Source organism: Streptomyces sp. NPDC044003, from assembly GCF_056435185.1.
Map to the genome: position 1 here is coordinate 212,486 of NZ_JBWKFA010000010.1, position 16,357 is coordinate 228,842.

Genomic DNA, 16,357 nt, shown 5'->3' on the forward strand with positions numbered 1-16,357 from the left:
TCCTGAAGTTCGAGGAGGCGGCGGACGGGAGCGGCTCGGAGCCGCGTCAGCTCGTACGGCCCTTGGCGTCGAAGGCCTTCATGCGGTCGAGGACGCCGTCCGCCGTCGGGCGGAGCATCTCGTCGACGATCCGGCCGTCCGCGAGGAAGATCACGCGGTCCGCGTAGGAGGCGGCCGTCGCGTCGTGGGTGACCATGACGACGGTCTGGCCCAGCTCCCGTACCGAGTTGCGCAGGAAGCCGAGGACCTCGGCGCCCGAGCGGGAGTCCAGGTTTCCGGTCGGCTCGTCGCCGAAGATGATCTCGGGGCGGGAGGCGAGGGCGCGGGCCACGGCCACGCGCTGCTGCTGGCCGCCGGAGAGCTCGGACGGGCGGTGGCTGAGCCGGGCGGAGAGGCCGAGCATGTCGATGACCTGCTGGACCCACTGCTTGTCGGCCTTGCGGCCGGCGATGTCCATGGGCAGCGTGATGTTCTCCAGGGCCGTCAGGGTCGGCAGCAGGTTGAAGGCCTGGAAGATGAAGCCGATCTTGTCCCGGCGCAGCTGGGTGAGCTGCTTGTCCTTCAGGGTGGAGAGCTCGGTCTCGCCGATGCGGACCGAGCCGGAGGAGAAGGAGTCCAGGCCGGCGACGCAGTGCATGAGCGTCGACTTGCCGGAGCCGGAGGGGCCCATGATCGCGGTGAACTCGCCCTGGCGGAAGTCCACAGTGACATGGTCGAGGGCGACCACCTGGGTCTCGCCGTGTCCGTAGACCTTCGTGAGATCCGTGGCGCGGGCGGCCACCGCGGTGGCGCGGGACACGGTGGGGGTGGTGGTCACGGGAGGACTCCTGTCACTGCGACGGCGATTCGGGAACCCCTCCATCGTGTCGAGCGTTGTGGCCCCGGTCGTCCGTCCACATGCCCGTTCCCAGGGCAGTCTCGAGTCTGACCGGAGGGCCGTCGAGTCCTCCTGAGGTATGACGGCGCCCCTGAGAGGCGCCGTCGCGTCGACGTGACAGAAGTGCGGCGACTTTTCGTCATTCCGGGGGGTGCCGCTTTGCGCCTGCGACCCCCGTCACAGTTTGGCGAAAGGGCCCCCACCTGCACTGACGCACCCTCAGACGTCAATAAAATAAGACAACATCGGGCCGACGTTCCGCTGATCGGGGGAAACCGTCCCGATAGGCTCATGTGCCAACGCGGAGCTTCGCGGCGACGCCCGGATGGTGGAATGCAGACACGGCGAGCTTAAACCTCGCTGGCCTTCGGGCCGTACCGGTTCGAGTCCGGTTCCGGGCACCACGGTTTCGCCTCTACGGCATCCCTACGGCATCCCTGGGGCGTCTCCTACGGCAGACGGTCCAGCAGCCAGGAGCCGTACTCCTTGGAGAGCAGGGGGCCGGTCCCGCCCGCCCCGCCGCTGATCGTCCCGTCGGCAGTCCCCTCGTCCAGGCCGTCGTCCACACCGCTGTCGACCAGCCGCAGGAACACGGGGGTTCGCGGCCTGCCGCCCATCCGGCTCAGCTCGGCCTCGTCCTCCAGCTCGGGAGCGGCGCCGTTGTGGGAGAAGAAGACACCCGTCCGGTGGTCGATCCGCTGGTACTCCATGCCCGCGAGGGCGTAACGGGCGGCGAGGGCGCCCTGCCCGGTGCCGCCGACGGCCAGCCGGGCCTCGCCCGCGCTCTGCGCGAGCGCCCGCGTCACGGTGTTCTGGACGGTCCCGCCGTCGCCGGTCATGGAGCCGTCGTCGGGCAGGCCGAGCAGGATCAGATCGTGGCCGCGCGCCGTCAGTTCCGCGAGGAGCGAGTACGAGCCGTGGTCCGCGCCCGCGGCGAGCTCGGCGAGTGCGACGCCGGCGTCGCCGACCAGGAGCACGGGCCTGGTGAGGTTCTTGTCCGCGAGGAAGACCCACGCGGTCGCGTGGCGCAGGGTCCAGGTCTCGTTCGGTTCGGCGGCCATGGGGCTCTCCTGTGGAGGGGGTGGTTCCTGACAGGGGTGAGCCTGGTGGAGCGGGGACCTCCGGCACCGACGAAGATCGAAAACTTACGGGAAAAGATCCTCCCCGAGCACTAGGGAGTTTCTTTTGCCTACCCATTACTCTTGACGCAAGACCGCGCCGCGCGGTCTTGCCATGGAGGAGTGAGATGAGGAGCAGCAACCCGGTCTTCTCGCGACGGGGGTTCAGCCGCGACGCCGGCTACGCGGGCTTCAACGCGCAGCAGCCGCAGGCCGGGGGCCCCGCCGTCGGAACCGACCCGTACGCCCAGGGCAACCCGTACGCCCAGGGTGCGACGAACCCGTACGCGACCAACCCGTACGCCCCGCAGGACGTCCAGCTCGGCGCCCCGCAGCAGGTGCGCGGCAATGTGATGACGATCGACGACGTCGTGAGCCGTACGGCCATGACGCTCGGCACGGTCGTGCTCACCGCCGTCCTGTCCTGGCTGCTGCTGCCGGTCGACCCGGCGAACCTGGGCAAGTCCTACGGCATCGCCATCGGCGCCGGCCTGGTCGCGATGGTCCTGTCGCTCGTCCAGTCCTTCAAGCGCAAGCCGTCTCCCGCGCTGATCCTGGCCTACGCGGCCTTCGAGGGCGTCTTCCTCGGCGTCATCTCGGCCGCCGTCTCGACGTACATCGCCGACGGCGTGGTCATCCAGGCGGTCCTGGGCACGATGGCGGTCTTCGCCGGTGTGCTCATCGCCTACAAGATGGGCTGGATCCGCGTCACCCGCCGCTTCTACGGCTTCGTGATCGCCGCCGCGATCGGCTTCACGCTGCTCATGCTGACCAACCTGCTGTTCGCGGTCTTCGCCGGCGGTGACGGCCTCGGCTTCCGCAGCGGTGGCCTCGGCATCGCCTTCGGCATCGTCGGCATCATCCTGGGCGCCTGCTTCCTCGCCCTCGACTTCAAGCAGGTCGAGGACGGCGTGACCTACGGCGCGCCGCGCGAGGAGGCCTGGCTGGCCGCCTTCGGTCTCACCATGACGCTGGTGTGGATCTACCTGGAGATGCTGCGTCTGCTGTCGATCCTGCAGGGCGACGACTGACGCATCCCCTGACTCGGGGGGAAGGGCCCGTCCGGCTTCGTGCCGGGCGGGCCCTTCCGTATGTCTAGCGGGCGTCCAGGAGGACGCGGGCGGCCGCCTTGGCCTGCGCGGCCGGTTCGGGGGAGCCGGTGATGCCCGCGACGGCCATGGCGCCGTTGGCGAGCAGGGCCAGCTGGTCGGCGAGGACGGGCGGGGCGCCGAGGGCGTCCGTCTGCTCCGCGAAGTAGGCCCGCAGGGCCTCCTTGTGGTCGCGGGCGATCGTGGCGACCGCCGGGGTGACCCCGCCGAGCTCCCCGAAGGTGTTGATGAACGCGCAGCCGCGGAACCCGGGCTCCGCGAACCAGCCGGCCAGCCAGTCGAAGACCGCGAGGGCCCGCTCGTACGGCCCGTCGGCGGCCCGTGCGCCATGCCCGGCGAGAGCGGCCCGGACGGCCTCGTCGCGGCGCCGCAGGACGGCCTCGACGAGCAGCTCCTTGGACGGGAAGACCTGGTAGAGCCGCTTCAGGGAGACCCCTGAGGCGGTGCGGATGGCGTCCATGCCGACGGCCTGCACCCCCCGCTCGTCGAAGAGCTGCTCCGCGGTGTCGAGCAGCTTCAGCTCGGCGGTTTCCGCGTCCATCGTCCGATCACCCCTTGCGTGGAGAACCATCGTTCTCGTAGTCTACAGGGCATCGGGAGAACGCTCGTTCTCTCGATCGGAAACCGGAAACGGGGAGTCAGCCATGTCCGCATACGCCCTGCGCGCCCGCACCGTCACCGTCGACGGGCTCGACGTCTTCTACCGGGAGGCCGGCGACCCGGCGAACCCCACCCTCGTCCTGCTGCACGGCTTCCCGTCCAGCTCGCACATGTACCGGGGGCTCATCGCCGAGCTCGCCGACGCGTACCACCTGATCGCCCCGGACCACATCGGCTTCGGCGCCTCCGCCGCACCGGCCGTCGAGGACTTCGCGTACAGCTTCGAGAGGCTCACCGAGATCACGCTCGGACTCCTCGACCGGCTGGGCGTGGAGAAGTTCGCGCTCTACATCCAGGACTACGGAGCGCCGATCGGCCTGCGGATCGCCTCCCGCCACCCCGAGCGCGTCACCGCGATCGTCAGCCAGAGCGGCAACGCCTACCTGGAGGGGTTCACGCCCTTCTGGGACGTGCTCTTCGCCCACGCCGAGGACCGGGCGGCGAACGAGGCCGGCGTACGGGAACTGCTGACCGCCGAGGCCACCCGCTGGCAGTACACCCACGGGGTCCCCGCCGACCGGCTCGACCGGATCGGCCCCGAGACCTGGACCCTCGACCAGGCCGGCCTCGACCGGCCCGGCAACAAGGAGATCCAGCTCCAGCTCTTCTGGGACTACCAGTTCAACCTGGACGGCTACCCGGCCTTCCAGGAGTACTTCCGCACCCACCGGCCGCCGCTGCTCGCGGCCTGGGGGCGCGGCGACGAGATCTTCGGGCCGGCCGGTGCGGAGGCCTTCGCCCGTGACCTGCCGGACGCCGAGATCCACCTCCTGGACGCCGGGCACTTCGCCCTGGAGACGCACGGCGAGGAGATCGCCGCACTCGTCCGCGACTTCCTCGGCCGGCACGTGAAGTGACGGGCGACCGGTCTCAGAGCAGTCTGCGGGCCGCCCGCCGCAGGTCGTACTCGTGGATGATCGCCTTCGCATGGCCGTACGCCAGCTCGTGCGCCCCGCGGAGCCAGCTGACGCGCTCCTCGAAGCGGAGGAGGGAGGGGCCCTCCTCGACGGTGCGCATCCAGTCGGCGATCTCACGACCGGTGCGGCGCGGGATCCGGGCCAAGAGGTTGCGGTGGGTCTCTTCGGAGAAAGTGTGGGACATCGGCGCCTCCGGACGCTTCGTACCGTGTGCTTCCCGTACTCGTTCCCGTCACCGTGCCGAAGCCTTCGGCCGTTGGCAAGGGGCCCGGGAGGGCGCGTAGGGTCGCGGGGTGCGCGATACGAGTGAGCTGACCACCGCCGTCGAGCGGTTCGCCGACCGGCTGCGGGCGGCCCCGCAGAGCCGCCTCAAGCAGGCCGCGGCGGCCGAAGGTCTCGCCCTGGCCAGGGAGTTGGCGGTGCGCGCCCAGCGTGCCGAGGACCCGGACCGGGAGCCGAGGACCATGCCGGACGCGGGTCTGTTCGTGGTCGGGGACCAGCTCGCCGTCGCCGGGAACGATCTGGCCGAAATCCTGCGAACGGCCCCGGCCGGCTCCACCGGGGGAGAGCTGGACGAGGCCGTGAGGCTGGTACGGGAGGCGGCGGAGCGCGCGGGGCTCTGACGGGCCGCCTCCGGGGCCCAGGAGGGCCCCTGTACGGCTCTAGAGGGACGCGATGACGCGGTCCGCGAGGATGTAGACGTTCTCCTCGTCCGAGTCGCCGTACGAGAAGGTCAGGGCGAAGGCGCCCGAGACGCCCGAACCGCCGAGCAGGACCGGGGTGCGGCCCGAACGCAGGGCCTCCGCGAGGCGCTCCGCGGTCTCGCGGTGACCCGGGGTCATGCAGAGCGTGGTGCCGTCCGCGAAGACGTACACGTCGAGGGTGCCGAGCGGGCCCGGGCGCACGTCGGTGAGCGCGGTACGGGTGTCCGCGAGCTCCTCCAGGCGGGCCACCGTCCGCTCGTGGTCGGTGACGACGGGCGTCTGCACCGGCACGAAGTCCGGGTGCGAGGGGTGCCGGCGGCGGGCCGCGGCGAGCTCCGCCGAGTCCTCCGGGTACTCGTCGAAGGTGTCGAAGGCGTCCAGCGGGTCGGGACCGTCGATCGCGGCGGCCTCCGCCTCCATGGCCTCCAGCGCCATCGCCTCCAGGCCCACGAAGTCGGCCTGGCGCGGCACGAACATCGTGCCGTCGTCGACCGGGCCGCCCAGACCGCCCAGCAGGGACGGGGCGTCGGCCGCGTCACGGGCCTCCTGCGCGGCCCAGAAGGCGCGCGCCTCGGCGAGCTCGCGCTCACGCTCCTCGGCCAGCGCCTCGGCGACCGCGGCCCGTATCTCGGCGGCGGGCGTGGCGCGGGCCGCGGGGACCGTGGCGCCGTGACCGGCGGCCAGCTCGCCCCGGAGGGCGGTGACCTCCTTGCGGAGACCGTGGACGGCGTGCAGGGCAGCAGCGCCCACGGCCGTGGCAGCGGCCGTGGTCAGCAGCAGGGCAAGAGACATGGCGCTCACTGACGTACTCCCGATTCCGAGTCGATCCCCCGACTTCCTACATCAGCTTGTCCTGGGGTGGTGCCCGCTGTCAGTGCATTACGTCACGAATTGGACAGGTATTTCAGCCAGGCGTTTAGTCCCGAAACCACTCTGACCTGGGAAAACGAACTCCCCCGGGACGTAGGTCACATCCTGGGGGAGATTCGGTCACGGCTCGGACGCGGAGTGGTTGACGCGCTCGGCGCGTGGAGAGCGGGAGCTCAGTGCAAGGGCGTCGGCTCAGTCGCTCGCTTCTTCGGTCGCACCGAGCTTCGCCACCGCTGCGGGCAGGTGCCGCCTTCGTCCCTCAGGCGACCCCTACCCTCCGCTACGGCTCAGCTCAGTCGCTCGATGACCATGGCCATGCCCTGGCCGCCGCCGACGCACATGGTCTCCAGGCCGAACTGCTTGTCGTGGAACTGGAGGCTGTTGATCAGCGTGCCGGTGATGCGGGCGCCGGTCATGCCGAAGGGGTGGCCGACGGCGATGGCGCCACCGTTGACGTTCACCTTGTCCAGGTCCAGGCCCAGGTCCTGGTAGGACGGGATGACCTGGGCGGCGAAGGCCTCGTTGATCTCGGCGAGGTCGATGTCGCCGATGGTCAGGCCGGCGCGCTTGAGGGCCTGCTTGGAGGCCTCGACCGGGCCGAGGCCCATGATCTCGGGGGAGAGGCCGGAGACGCCGGTGGAGACGATCCGGGCCAGCGGGGTCAGGCCGAGCTCGCGGGCCTTCGTGTCGGACATGATCACGAGGGCGGCGGCGCCGTCGTTCAGCGGGCAGCAGTTGGCGGCGGTGACCAGGCCGTCGGGGCGGAAGACCGGCTTGAGGCCCTGCACGCCCTCCAGGGTGACGCCGGCGCGCGGGCCGTCGTCCGTCGACACGACCGTGCCGTCGGGCAGCGTGACCGGGGTGATCTCGCGCTCCCAGAAGCCGTTCTTGATGGCCTGCTCGGCGAGGTTCTGCGACCGTACGCCGAACTCGTCCATCTCCTGGCGGCTGATGCCCTTCCAGCGGGCCAGGTTCTCGGCGGTCTGGCCCATCGCGATGTACGCGTCCGGGACGATGCCGTCCTCGCGCGGGTCGTGCCAGTTGGAGCCCTCGGAGGCGGCGACCTGCGCGGTGCGGGCCTCGGCGTCGGCGAAGAGCGGGTTGTGCGTGTCGGGCAGCGAGTCCGAGTTGCCCTTCACGAAGCGGGACACCATCTCGACACCGGCCGAGATGAAGACGTCGCCCTCGCCCGCCTTGATCGCGTGCAGCGCCATGCGGGAGGTCTGCAGCGAGGAGGAGCAGTAGCGGGTGATCGTGCAGCCCGGCAGGTGGTCCATGCCCATCTGCACGGCGACGATCCGGCCCAGGTTGTTGCCCTGCTCGCCGCCGGGGAGGCCGCAGCCGAGCATCAGGTCGTCGATGTCGCGCGGGTCCAGCTCCGGGACCTTGGCCAGCGCGGCCTGGATGATCGTGGCGGTGAGGTCGTCCGGCCGCAGGTCCTTCAGGGAGCCCTTGAAGGCCCGGCCGATGGGCGAGCGGGCGGTCGAGACGATCACGGCTTCGGGCATCACGGCTCCATGAGGGTGCGGAGTGGGCGGACTGAAAGGGAAGTTACCCGTACGTACCGCCGGGGTCACCGTTGCCGGTATGTGATGCGGACCTCTTTTCTAAGCGAGCGCTCAGTCGACGGGCCTCCGCGCGCGCTGGGCGGTGCCCACGCCCGTGTGGGCAATCGTCCCGCTGGGGCGATGGGGGTCCCCCCTGCTCGAGCGAAGCCGAGAGCTTGGGGGAGGGTGGGCACACGGGACGGCGCCCTCAGCGGCGCCTCCGCGTTCCGCGCCCTGACCCGCACCCCCAGCGTGCCGCGCCAAAGGGTGCCGGTCCAGGCCCTGAAGCCTCGGGCGCCGGCAGGGCGCGGGCCCGTTGTGCCCACCCGTTCCGCCCCGGCGGAACGCATGCCCACAACGGGGTGGCCACCGCCCCGGCGGGTCACGTCTGGGCGTCCTCCGGGGTCGGGGCCGGCGTCTCCGCGGTCGGGAGCCGGCGACGCCGCCGGTGCTTCAGGAGGGCCCACGGCGCACGCGCCCCCGTGACCTCCGTCCCCGCCTCCTTCACCGCCTCCGCCGCCGCCTTCGCCACCGGCAGCATGTCCTCCCGCCGCTCCGGCTCCAGCCGGTCCGTTTCCGGCCAGACGCCCAGCGCCGCGCACAGCGTCGGCAGGATGGCCATCGCCGCCGTCGCGTACCCCTCCGCCGAGGGGTGGAAGTTGTCGATCCCGAACATCTCGCGCGGGTTCGCCGCGAACTCGGGCCCGAGGAGGTCGCCCAGCGACACCGTCCGCCCGCCCTGCTCCACCACCACGATCGTCTGCGCCGCCGCAAGCTGCCGCGAGGCCCGCCGGGCCAGCCAGCGCAGCGGCTGGTAGACCGGCTCGATCGTGCCGAGATCCGGGCAGGTGCCGACCACCACCTCCGCGCCGGCCGTCCGCAGGCGCCGTACGGCCGAGGCGAGGAGCCGTACGGACTCCGTCGCCGGCAGCCGGTGTGTCACATCGTTCGCGCCGATCATGATCACGCACACGTCCGGCGGCCCGAGCGGCTGCGCGAGCAGCAGCGAGACCTGCCGCTCCAGGTCGTCCGAGCGCGCCCCCGACAGCGCCACGTTCCGCAGCACCACCGGCCGCTCCGCCACCGCCGCGAGCCCGGAGGCGAGGAGCGCGCCCGGGGTCTGACCCGAGCGGCGGACGCCCTGGCCCGCCGCCGTGGAATCACCCAGAAGGGCCAGCCGCAGCGGGTCCTCCGTGCCGAACGCGCGGCCGTAGAGGCCGTCCGCCACCGGCGGCAGCGGCGCCGGTGCGCCGTAGACCGTGCGCTTGGCCAGCTGTGCCTCGGCCAGGAGGACCCCCACCGCCGCCACCCCGATCAGCCCGATGCTCCCGCCGCCGTACGCCGCACCCGCCGCGATCCGCCGCGCCACCCTCGCCCTCGACATGGGGGCCGTCACCTCCTTCAAGCCGTTCAGGGTCTAACTGCCCCGTAACCCGCTCCGACTACGCATACGCTGGCCACACCATTACGGAGACCCCGGAGATTACGGTGCAATTCCACGACTCGATGATCAGCCTCGTCGGCAACACCCCGCTGGTGAAGCTCAACAACGTCACAGCGGGCATTCAGGCGACCGTTCTGGCCAAGGTCGAGTACTTCAACCCCGGCGGCTCGGTCAAGGACCGGATCGCCGTGCGCATGATCGAGGCGGCCGAGCAGAGCGGCGAGCTCAAGCCCGGCGGAACCATCGTCGAGCCCACGTCCGGCAACACCGGCGTCGGCCTGGCGATCGTGGCCCAGCAGAAGGGCTACAAGTGCATCTTCGTCTGCCCGGACAAGGTGTCGCTCGACAAGATCAACGTGCTGCGGGCCTACGGCGCCGAGGTCGTGGTCTGCCCCACGGCCGTCGACCCCGAGCACCCCGACTCGTACTACAACGTCTCGGACCGCCTCGTGCGTGAGACGCCGGGCGCCTGGAAGCCCGACCAGTACTCGAACCCGAACAACCCGCGCTCGCACTACGAGACCACCGGTCCCGAGCTCTGGGAGCAGACGGACGGGAAGATCACCCACTTCGTCGCGGGCGTCGGTACCGGCGGCACCATCTCCGGCACCGGCAACTACCTCAAGGAGGTCAGCGGCGGGAAGGTCAAGGTCATCGGCGCGGACCCGGAGGGTTCGGTCTACTCCGGCGGTTCCGGCCGTCCGTACCTGGTCGAGGGTGTCGGCGAGGACTTCTGGCCGACCGCGTACGACCGGAACGTCACGGACCGGATCGTCGCCGTGTCCGACAAGGACTCCTTCCAGATGACCCGCCGCCTCGCCAAGGAAGAGGGCCTCCTCGTCGGCGGCTCCTGCGGCATGGCCGTCGTCGCGGCCCTGGAGGTCGCCAAGGAGCTCGGCCCCGACGACGTCGTCGTCGTGCTGCTGCCGGACTCCGGCCGCGGCTACATGTCGAAGATCTTCAGTGACGAGTGGATGGCCGGGCACGGCTTCCTGGAGGACACCTCCACCGCCACCGTCGCCGACGTCCTGCGCCACAAGGAGGGCGTCATGCCCTCCCTCGTCCACATGCACCCGGACGAGACCGTCGGCCAGGCCATCGAGGTGCTGCGCGAGTACGGCGTCTCCCAGATGCCCATCGTGAAGCCCGGCGCCGGCCACCCCGACGTGATGGCCGCCGAGGTCGTCGGCTCCGTCGTCGAGCGCGAGCTGCTCGACGCCCTCTTCACCAAGAAGGCCTCCCTGGAGGACCCGCTGGAGGAGCACATGAGCCCGCCGCTGCCGCAGGTCGGCTCGGGCGAGCCGGTCGCCGACCTGATGACCGTCCTCGGCGACGCCGCCGACGCGGCGATCGTGCTGGTCGAGGGCAAGCCGACCGGTGTCGTGAGCCGTCAGGACCTGCTGGCCTTCCTGGCCAACGGCGGCTCGAAGTAGGCGGTACGAAGCAGTTCGTGCAACTGGTACGAGGGCGACACGTACCCGCAGCACCCGCTTAACACGCGTCCGGCACATTGGTCGTTGTCGGCGTCACGGACTTCCGGAGCGGCTCCCGGGCCTCCACAGACGCCGCCGCGGACGCGGTGACCGGCCCTGACCCGGGCCCGTGTCCCCCGCGGGGACCGCCGTCGTCCCGCCCCCCGGTGACGGGGGTGCGGCGGTCCCCGCGCAACCACGTCGTCAGGAAGCCGTGAAGACGGAGCGAAGAGGCGGAACCGCGCCCTGGGCCAAGGTCCTGGGCGCGGTTCTGCTTGCCCTCGCCCTGGTGCTCGTCGCCCTCTTCACCGTCTCCCACTTCCGTGAGGCGGCCAGGGAGCGGGACGCCTTCGACGCCACCCGCGCGGACGGGGAGCGGTTCGCCGACGTCCTCGTCGCCACCAAGGGCGTCACCCCCTCCGAGCAGGACGTACGCGACGCCCTCGGCGCGTTCGCCGGCCGGGGCCCGCACCTCGGGACGCTCGCCGGGGTGCGTCCCACGGAGCACGGCACCCGGGTCTTCGTACTCTTCTCGCGTCCCTATGAGCGGACCCAGCCGCTGTTCGGCTCGGCCGACGCCATGGCCACGCGCTGTCTCACCATCGAGCTCCCGGAGACGGACCGGGCCCGGCCCCGGCCCCGGGTCACGGCCCACGGACCGGAGGAGTCCTGTACGGCGATGGCCGCCCGCCCCTCGCCCTGAGCCCGCCGACTGCATATCCTTATGCAAGGTCTTCAGTGGGTGAATAGATGAAGGGGGCGGCATGAGCGACAGCCCGGCCGGTCGGCTGCAGGCGCTCTTCGAGGGGCACCGGCTGACGCCGACGCAGCGGCGGATCGCGCACTCCATGGTCCGGCGCGCCGGCGACGTGCCGTTCCTGTCCAGCGTCGAGCTCGCCGAGCTGGCGGGCGTCAGCCAGCCCTCCGTCACCCGCTTCGCCGTCGCCCTCGGCTTCGACGGCTACCCGGCGCTCCGCAAGCACCTGCGGGAGAGCATGCCCGCGGCCGCGGAGGAGAATTCCGGCCACAACGAGTACCAGCAGGCCGTGCTCGCCGAGATAGAGAACCTCCAGCACCTCGCCCGGCTCCTCGCCGACCCCGCACCCGTCGAGCGGGCCGGCCGGCTCCTCGCCGGGTCCCGGCCGCTGCCCGTGCTCGGACTGCGGGCCGCCTCCTCGCAGGCCCGCGGCTTCGCCTACTTCGCCGGCAAGGTGCACCCGGACGTCCGGCTCCTCGACGAGGGCGGCTCGATGCTCACGGACCGCATCGACGCGGCCGTACGGGCCGGGGCCACGGCCCTGCTCTGCTTCGCGCTGCCCCGGCACCCCAAGGAGGTCGTCGAGGCCCTGGAGTACGCACGGGCGGCCGGGCTCACGGTCGTGACCGTCGCCGAGTCGGCCTTCGCGCCCGTCGCCGTCCACAGCGACCTGCTCATCCCGGCCGCCGTCGGCACCGGGCTCGCCTTCGACACCGCCTGCGCGCCGATGCTCCTCGGCCGGGTCCTCCTGGAGGCCATGGCCGACGAACTCCCCGACGCGCAGGCGCGCCTGGAGGAGTTCGACACGAAGGCGGCGGCCCGGGGCCTGTTCGTCGAGTAGACACCCCGGCCCGGGGCCGTCAGACCTCCAGTTCGGCCTCGATCTTCTTCAGCTGGTGGCGGGCCATCGCCAGGTTCGCGCGGCCCTTGTCGAGCGCCAGGTAGAGGAAGAGGCCGTTGGTGCCGCGCCCCTTGAGGAGCCGGATCAGGTGGTACTGGCCGCCGAGGGTGATGAGGATGTCCTCGATCTCGTCCTTGAGGCCCAGCATCTCCATCGCCCGGACCTTGGCCCGGACGACGTCGGTGTTGCCCGCCGCGGCCATGTTCAGGTCGAGGTCCTTGCCGCCGCCGATCGTGCCGAGCGCCATGCCGCTGGTGTAGTCGACGAGGGCCGCGCCGATCGTGCCTTCGATCTGGGCCGCTTCCTTGAGGGAGGTTTCGGTGTTCGCCATGGGTCTCGTACTTCCTTATCGGTTCGGTGAATCCGTACGGGTCAGTTCAGGTCTCTGCGTTCCAGCGCGCCGTCGACGAGTTCCCCTATCCGGGCGCTCGCCCTGCGGGCCTCCAGATGGAGTCGCCCCACGTTGATCCGGGGTTCGGCGAGCAGCGTCAGGACGGCCGAGCCGCCCGCCGCGTACGTCGCCACATAGCCGTCCTCGCCGCGGACGAGCAGCTCACGGAAGCGGCCCTGCCCGGTGGTGTCGGTCAGCCGCTGGCCGACACCGAGCGCCGCCGCGGTCAGCGCGGCCACGCTCTCCGCCTCGCCGTCGACGGTGTCGTGGGCGAGGACGAGTCCGTCGGCGCTCGCCGCCAGGGCTCCGGTGAGCTGGGGCAGCCGGGCTCGCAGCCGTCTGAGCTCGCCGAGGACCTCGGCTTCTGCCGTCATGAGCTGTTTCCTTTCGGCGCGCAGGCGCAGGGCACGCCTCATCACAGGTGTGCCTCCAGGGCGTCACGGAGCCGGCGCAGCAGGGCGATGTCGGGATCGGCCACCGGCGGAGCCGGTAAGAGCACCGGCGGGGGCGGTACGGAGTCGGGTTCCGGCGGCGTCTCGACGAGCCCGGCGGCGGCGAGGCGCCGCACGTCGAGCAGCGTGTGGAAGGCGGGGCGGCCGAGCACCCGGGCCAGCTCCGCCGGGGTCCGCTCGCCGTCGGCGGCGGCGAGCAGCGCGCGCTGCCGGGCCCCCACGGTCTGGCCGGGGGCGGCGGGGCGCGGCACGACCGGGGCGGTGTCGACGGAGGCGTACGGCCAGACGGCGTCGAGGAGTTCGCGGCGGCGTACGGTCTCGCGCTCGACGGCCTCGGCGGAGACCGGTCGCACGGTCCCGAACCAGTGCCCCACCCCGTACCGGAAGCGGGTCGGCCCGCTGGTGGGGGAGAGGGCGAAGAAGGCCGCGTCGAAGACGGCGCCGAGGTGGCAGATCTCCAGCTCGCCGTCGCGCAGCCGGCCGCTGTCGACGAGGAAGCGGCCGACCGCGCGGTGGGCCCCGGCCCGGTCGACGGCCTCGTCCCAGCCCTCGCGGGGCAGCCGGCCGCCGGTGGTGAGGAGGACGTCGACGCCGGGGGCGGCGGGGGACTCGGCGTGCACGACCCGGCCGTCGACGAGGTAGAGCGTGCCGTGGTCGCGGAGCAGGGCGCCGGTGGCCTTCTCGGCGGCGAGCCGGACCAGCATCGGGGAGACGGCCGTCCGGCTCATCCGAGGACCAGTCGCTCGGCGAGGTCGCGGAGCCGGAGGCGGGCGAGGGCGAGGTTGCCGGAGTCGCGGTCGAGCCAGAGGTGGAGGAAGACGCTGCTGTCGAAGGAGGTCTCGACGAAGCGGAGGACGTGGTAGCCGGCGCGGGTGGTGAGGATCAGGTCCTCGACGGGCGGTTCGCCCCCGGGGCCTCCGCCCGCCGTGGTGAAGGAGTCGAACTCGGCTGCGGACCGGGCGAGTTCGGCGGTCTCGGCGGCCGTCGTCTCGTGGTCGCCGACCGGCGAGTCGCCCGCCGTCCCGAGCGCGAGCCCGCTGGTCCAGTCGACCAGGGAGGCGCCCCGTGCCCCGGGCAGGGCCATGGCCTCCAGGAGGCACTCGTCGATTCCGGGCACGCGGATTCCCCTCCCGATGCGGCGTGCGAACGTGCGGCAGTGACGGTGACGCTACTGAACGTTCGTGCCCCGGGGGGGCGTTCTGGCATTTTCCATCGGAACATGCCGCTGTCTGACGCGAATTGATCAGTCGGGGGTCGACGGGTCAGCCGCGCGACTCCACCGTGCGCGCGATGTCGGACAGGTCCTTCGCGAGCGCCTTCGCGACCGCCTTCGCCCCGAAGCGGGCGAGCAGCCGGGCGAAGAGCCCGGGGGCGCGGCCGCCCGCGGGCCGCGCGGAGAAGGCCATCCGCAGGGTGGTGGACCCGGCGCCGTCGGGCGTGAGGGTGAGCTCGGAGACGTAGTGCATGCCGTGCGAGTCGGCGACCGTGACGTACCGGTCGGGCGGCTCGCACTCGGTCACGGTCATCTCCTCCGTGGCCTCCTTGCCCAGCATCCGCCGGGTCTCGCGCCAGCGCGTGCCGACGCCGAAGCCGCCCTCGGTGAGCACCTCCACCCGGTCGACGCCGGAGAGGACCCGGGGCATGTCGCGCAGGTCGGTGATCGCCTCCCAGACCCGCCCGGGGGAGGCGGCGACCCGGCGTTCGACGACGACGGAGGTGGTGTCCGTACCCGTTCCAGTCATGGCTCCATGGAAGCCGGGCCCCCGGGCCCCCGCTACCGGACCAGCGCGTCCGCCCGCGCCCCGCCCGCCTCGGCGACGATCTCGTCGAGCGTCTGGGCCTCCCGGACGGTCGTGAAGGTCACCGCCCCGTCGTCGTCGACCGTGAAGCCGTGGATCCCGGGCCGGGGCAGGCTGTTGTACGCGTAGTGGTGGGCGAAGTAGTACGCGCCGGTGTCCGGGACCACCACGACGTCCCCGGGGTGCAGCAGCGGCAGGGCGCGGCCCGTGGCGAGCAGGTCCCCGGCGAAGCAGGCGGGGCCCGCCACGTCCTGGACGGTGACGTCGCCGGTGCGGGGCCGGCCCTCGGAGTCGTACGCGAGGACGCGCAGCGGCCAGGACTCGGGGGCGTAGACCGTACGGGTGGCCAGCTGCACGCCCGCGTGGGTGACGGCGATCGGGCGGCCGCCGGAGGTCTTCGTGTACTCCACCCGGGCGAGGACCGTGCCGTGCCTGGCGAGCAGGGAGCGCCCGAACTCGGTGACGAGCCGGTAGCGGCCGTCGAAGAGGCCGGGGACGGTGTCGGCGAGCAGCCGGGCGTACTCCGCGTACGTCGGGGTCTCCTCGTCGGAGGTGAAGTTCACCGGGAGCCCGCCGCCGATGTCGAGGGTGTCGATCTGCTGACGGCCGGCCGCCCGGTTGATCTCCTCGGCGAGCGCGTACGCCTCGCCGACCCCCTCGGCCATGAGGGCGAGCGGGATGCCCTGGGAGCCGGTGTGGGTGTGCAGCCGGGTCAGCCAGGGCCGCTCCAGGTAAGCGGCGAGGACGGTCTTGCGGGCGCCTTCGTCGCGGAGCGCCACGCCGAACTTGGAGGTGGCGGTCGCGGTCGAGAGCGCGCCGATGGAACCGGCTCCGACCTGCGGGTTCACCCGGAGCCCGAGCGGGGAGGCGGTGGGCGCGGAGGCGACGAGCGCGTCGAGGCGGGCCAGCTCCTGGAGGTTGTCGGCGTTGACGGCGACCCCGAGCGCGAGGGCCTGGCGGAGCTCGGCCGGGGTCTTGGCGGGGGAGTCGAGGACGGTGTCCGCGGGTGGGACACCGGCCGCGCGGGCGAGGGCCAGCTCGCCGGGGCTCGCGACCTCGACGCCGAGCCCGGCTTCGTGGAGCAGGCGCAGGACGGGGACGAGCGGGGTGGCCTTCACGGCGAAGGCGTGCAGCACGTGCGCGTCGGTGACGGCGGCGAAGGCGCTGGTCAGGGCTGCGGCGGAGGCGCGGATGCCGGCGGTGTCGAGGAGGGTGACGACCGGTTCGGCGGGGGAGAGGAGTCCTTGATCGACGGTGGCTCGGACGGCGAGATCGCGACGGGAGGAGGCCATGGGATCCATCCTCGTCCACCGCATGGCCGGTACGCCCTGTTGACTAC

Annotated in this window: 19 protein-coding genes and 1 tRNA gene; 7 read left to right on the forward strand and 13 right to left on the reverse strand. The window is 72.1% G+C overall.

Annotation, left to right across the window (positions count from 1 at the left end):
* Nucleotides 1–46: 46 nt before the first annotated feature.
* Nucleotides 47–817 carry an ABC transporter ATP-binding protein gene (locus AC07AW_RS32915; RefSeq protein ID WP_478819124.1) on the reverse strand — a complete coding sequence of 257 codons (771 nt, stop codon included), beginning with the start codon at nucleotides 815–817 and terminating at the stop codon, nucleotides 47–49.
* 379 nt (nucleotides 818–1,196) lie between these two features.
* On the opposite strand from AC07AW_RS32915, the gene AC07AW_RS32920 reads away from it, so the two are divergent.
* Nucleotides 1,197–1,281, forward strand: a tRNA-Leu gene (locus tag AC07AW_RS32920).
* 45 nt (nucleotides 1,282–1,326) lie between these two features.
* Here AC07AW_RS32920 and AC07AW_RS32925 read toward each other — a convergent pair.
* Nucleotides 1,327–1,938, reverse strand: a complete 612-nt coding sequence (locus AC07AW_RS32925; RefSeq protein WP_478819125.1) for a hypothetical protein — start codon at nucleotides 1,936–1,938, stop codon at nucleotides 1,327–1,329.
* A gap of 185 nt (nucleotides 1,939–2,123) precedes the next feature.
* Here AC07AW_RS32925 and AC07AW_RS32930 point away from each other — a divergent pair, with 185 nt between their 5' ends.
* Nucleotides 2,124–3,026 carry a Bax inhibitor-1/YccA family protein gene (locus AC07AW_RS32930; protein WP_478819126.1) on the forward strand — a complete coding sequence of 301 codons (903 nt, stop codon included), beginning with the start codon at nucleotides 2,124–2,126 and terminating at the stop codon, nucleotides 3,024–3,026.
* A gap of 64 nt (nucleotides 3,027–3,090) precedes the next feature.
* Here AC07AW_RS32930 and AC07AW_RS32935 read toward each other — a convergent pair whose 3' ends face one another.
* Nucleotides 3,091–3,645 carry a TetR/AcrR family transcriptional regulator gene (locus tag AC07AW_RS32935; RefSeq protein ID WP_478819127.1) on the reverse strand — a complete coding sequence of 185 codons (555 nt, stop codon included), beginning with the start codon at nucleotides 3,643–3,645 and terminating at the stop codon, nucleotides 3,091–3,093.
* Between the two features lie 103 nt (nucleotides 3,646–3,748).
* Here AC07AW_RS32935 and AC07AW_RS32940 point away from each other — a divergent pair, with 103 nt between their 5' ends.
* Nucleotides 3,749–4,621 (forward strand): alpha/beta fold hydrolase, encoded by an 873-nt coding sequence (locus AC07AW_RS32940; protein WP_478819128.1) that lies wholly within the window; start codon nucleotides 3,749–3,751, stop codon nucleotides 4,619–4,621.
* 13 nt (nucleotides 4,622–4,634) lie between these two features.
* On the opposite strand, the gene AC07AW_RS32945 is transcribed toward AC07AW_RS32940, so the two are convergent.
* Nucleotides 4,635–4,865, reverse strand: coding sequence for a DUF4287 domain-containing protein (locus tag AC07AW_RS32945; RefSeq protein ID WP_189805629.1), 231 nt, complete (start codon nucleotides 4,863–4,865; stop codon nucleotides 4,635–4,637).
* Between the two features lie 109 nt (nucleotides 4,866–4,974).
* Between AC07AW_RS32945 and AC07AW_RS32950 the strand changes: the two genes are divergently transcribed.
* The gene (locus tag AC07AW_RS32950; protein WP_478819129.1) at nucleotides 4,975–5,304 is read left to right on the forward strand and encodes a hypothetical protein; all 330 of its coding nucleotides are present in this window, start codon (nucleotides 4,975–4,977) and stop codon (nucleotides 5,302–5,304) included.
* Between the two features lie 39 nt (nucleotides 5,305–5,343).
* Here the strand turns inward: AC07AW_RS32950 and AC07AW_RS32955 are convergent, their stop codons facing one another.
* The 3 genes from AC07AW_RS32955 to AC07AW_RS32965 all read right to left on the reverse strand — a co-directional run bounded on the left by AC07AW_RS32955 (nucleotide 5,344) and on the right by AC07AW_RS32965 (nucleotide 9,171).
* Entirely contained in the window at nucleotides 5,344–6,177 is an 834-nt protein-coding gene (locus AC07AW_RS32955; RefSeq protein ID WP_478819130.1) for a hypothetical protein, read from the reverse strand.
* A 365-nt stretch (nucleotides 6,178–6,542) separates the two neighbouring features.
* Nucleotides 6,543–7,763 carry an acetyl-CoA C-acetyltransferase gene (locus tag AC07AW_RS32960; RefSeq protein ID WP_478819131.1) on the reverse strand — a complete coding sequence of 407 codons (1,221 nt, stop codon included), beginning with the start codon at nucleotides 7,761–7,763 and terminating at the stop codon, nucleotides 6,543–6,545.
* 421 nt (nucleotides 7,764–8,184) lie between these two features.
* Nucleotides 8,185–9,171 carry an SGNH/GDSL hydrolase family protein gene (locus AC07AW_RS32965; RefSeq protein WP_478819172.1) on the reverse strand — a complete coding sequence of 329 codons (987 nt, stop codon included), beginning with the start codon at nucleotides 9,169–9,171 and terminating at the stop codon, nucleotides 8,185–8,187.
* 119 nt (nucleotides 9,172–9,290) lie between these two features.
* Between AC07AW_RS32965 and AC07AW_RS32970 the strand changes: the two genes are divergently transcribed.
* From AC07AW_RS32970 to AC07AW_RS32980, 3 genes are all read left to right on the forward strand, one after another.
* Nucleotides 9,291–10,679 carry a cystathionine beta-synthase gene (locus AC07AW_RS32970; RefSeq protein WP_478819132.1) on the forward strand — a complete coding sequence of 463 codons (1,389 nt, stop codon included), beginning with the start codon at nucleotides 9,291–9,293 and terminating at the stop codon, nucleotides 10,677–10,679.
* Between the two features lie 253 nt (nucleotides 10,680–10,932).
* Nucleotides 10,933–11,421 (forward strand): hypothetical protein, encoded by a 489-nt coding sequence (locus AC07AW_RS32975; protein WP_478819133.1) that lies wholly within the window; start codon nucleotides 10,933–10,935, stop codon nucleotides 11,419–11,421.
* Between the two features lie 61 nt (nucleotides 11,422–11,482).
* A complete protein-coding gene (locus AC07AW_RS32980; RefSeq protein WP_478819134.1) occupies nucleotides 11,483–12,316 on the forward strand; it encodes a MurR/RpiR family transcriptional regulator in 834 nt (277 codons plus the stop codon).
* A gap of 19 nt (nucleotides 12,317–12,335) precedes the next feature.
* Here AC07AW_RS32980 and AC07AW_RS32985 read toward each other — a convergent pair whose 3' ends face one another.
* From AC07AW_RS32985 to AC07AW_RS33010, 6 genes are all read right to left on the reverse strand, one after another.
* Nucleotides 12,336–12,707, reverse strand: a complete 372-nt coding sequence (locus AC07AW_RS32985; protein ID WP_478819135.1) for a hypothetical protein — start codon at nucleotides 12,705–12,707, stop codon at nucleotides 12,336–12,338.
* A 41-nt stretch (nucleotides 12,708–12,748) separates the two neighbouring features.
* On the reverse strand, nucleotides 12,749–13,183 hold the full coding sequence (locus tag AC07AW_RS32990) for a roadblock/LC7 domain-containing protein (protein ID WP_478819136.1): 435 nt from the start codon (nucleotides 13,181–13,183) through the stop codon (nucleotides 12,749–12,751).
* Complete coding sequence (locus AC07AW_RS32995) at nucleotides 13,183–13,947, reverse strand: transcriptional regulator (RefSeq protein WP_478819137.1); 765 nt, start codon at nucleotides 13,945–13,947, stop codon at nucleotides 13,183–13,185. The genes AC07AW_RS32990 and AC07AW_RS32995 overlap by 1 nt, the downstream gene beginning before the upstream one ends.
* Nucleotides 13,944–14,336 (reverse strand): hypothetical protein, encoded by a 393-nt coding sequence (locus tag AC07AW_RS33000; protein ID WP_478819138.1) that lies wholly within the window; start codon nucleotides 14,334–14,336, stop codon nucleotides 13,944–13,946. Before AC07AW_RS33000 ends, AC07AW_RS32995 begins: the two co-directional genes overlap by 4 nt.
* Nucleotides 14,337–14,481: 145 nt before the next feature.
* Nucleotides 14,482–14,961, reverse strand: coding sequence for an SRPBCC family protein (locus AC07AW_RS33005; RefSeq protein WP_478819139.1), 480 nt, complete (start codon nucleotides 14,959–14,961; stop codon nucleotides 14,482–14,484).
* Between the two features lie 32 nt (nucleotides 14,962–14,993).
* Nucleotides 14,994–16,319, reverse strand: a complete 1,326-nt coding sequence (locus AC07AW_RS33010; protein WP_478819140.1) for a type III PLP-dependent enzyme domain-containing protein — start codon at nucleotides 16,317–16,319, stop codon at nucleotides 14,994–14,996.
* Nucleotides 16,320–16,357: the final 38 nt, after the last annotated feature.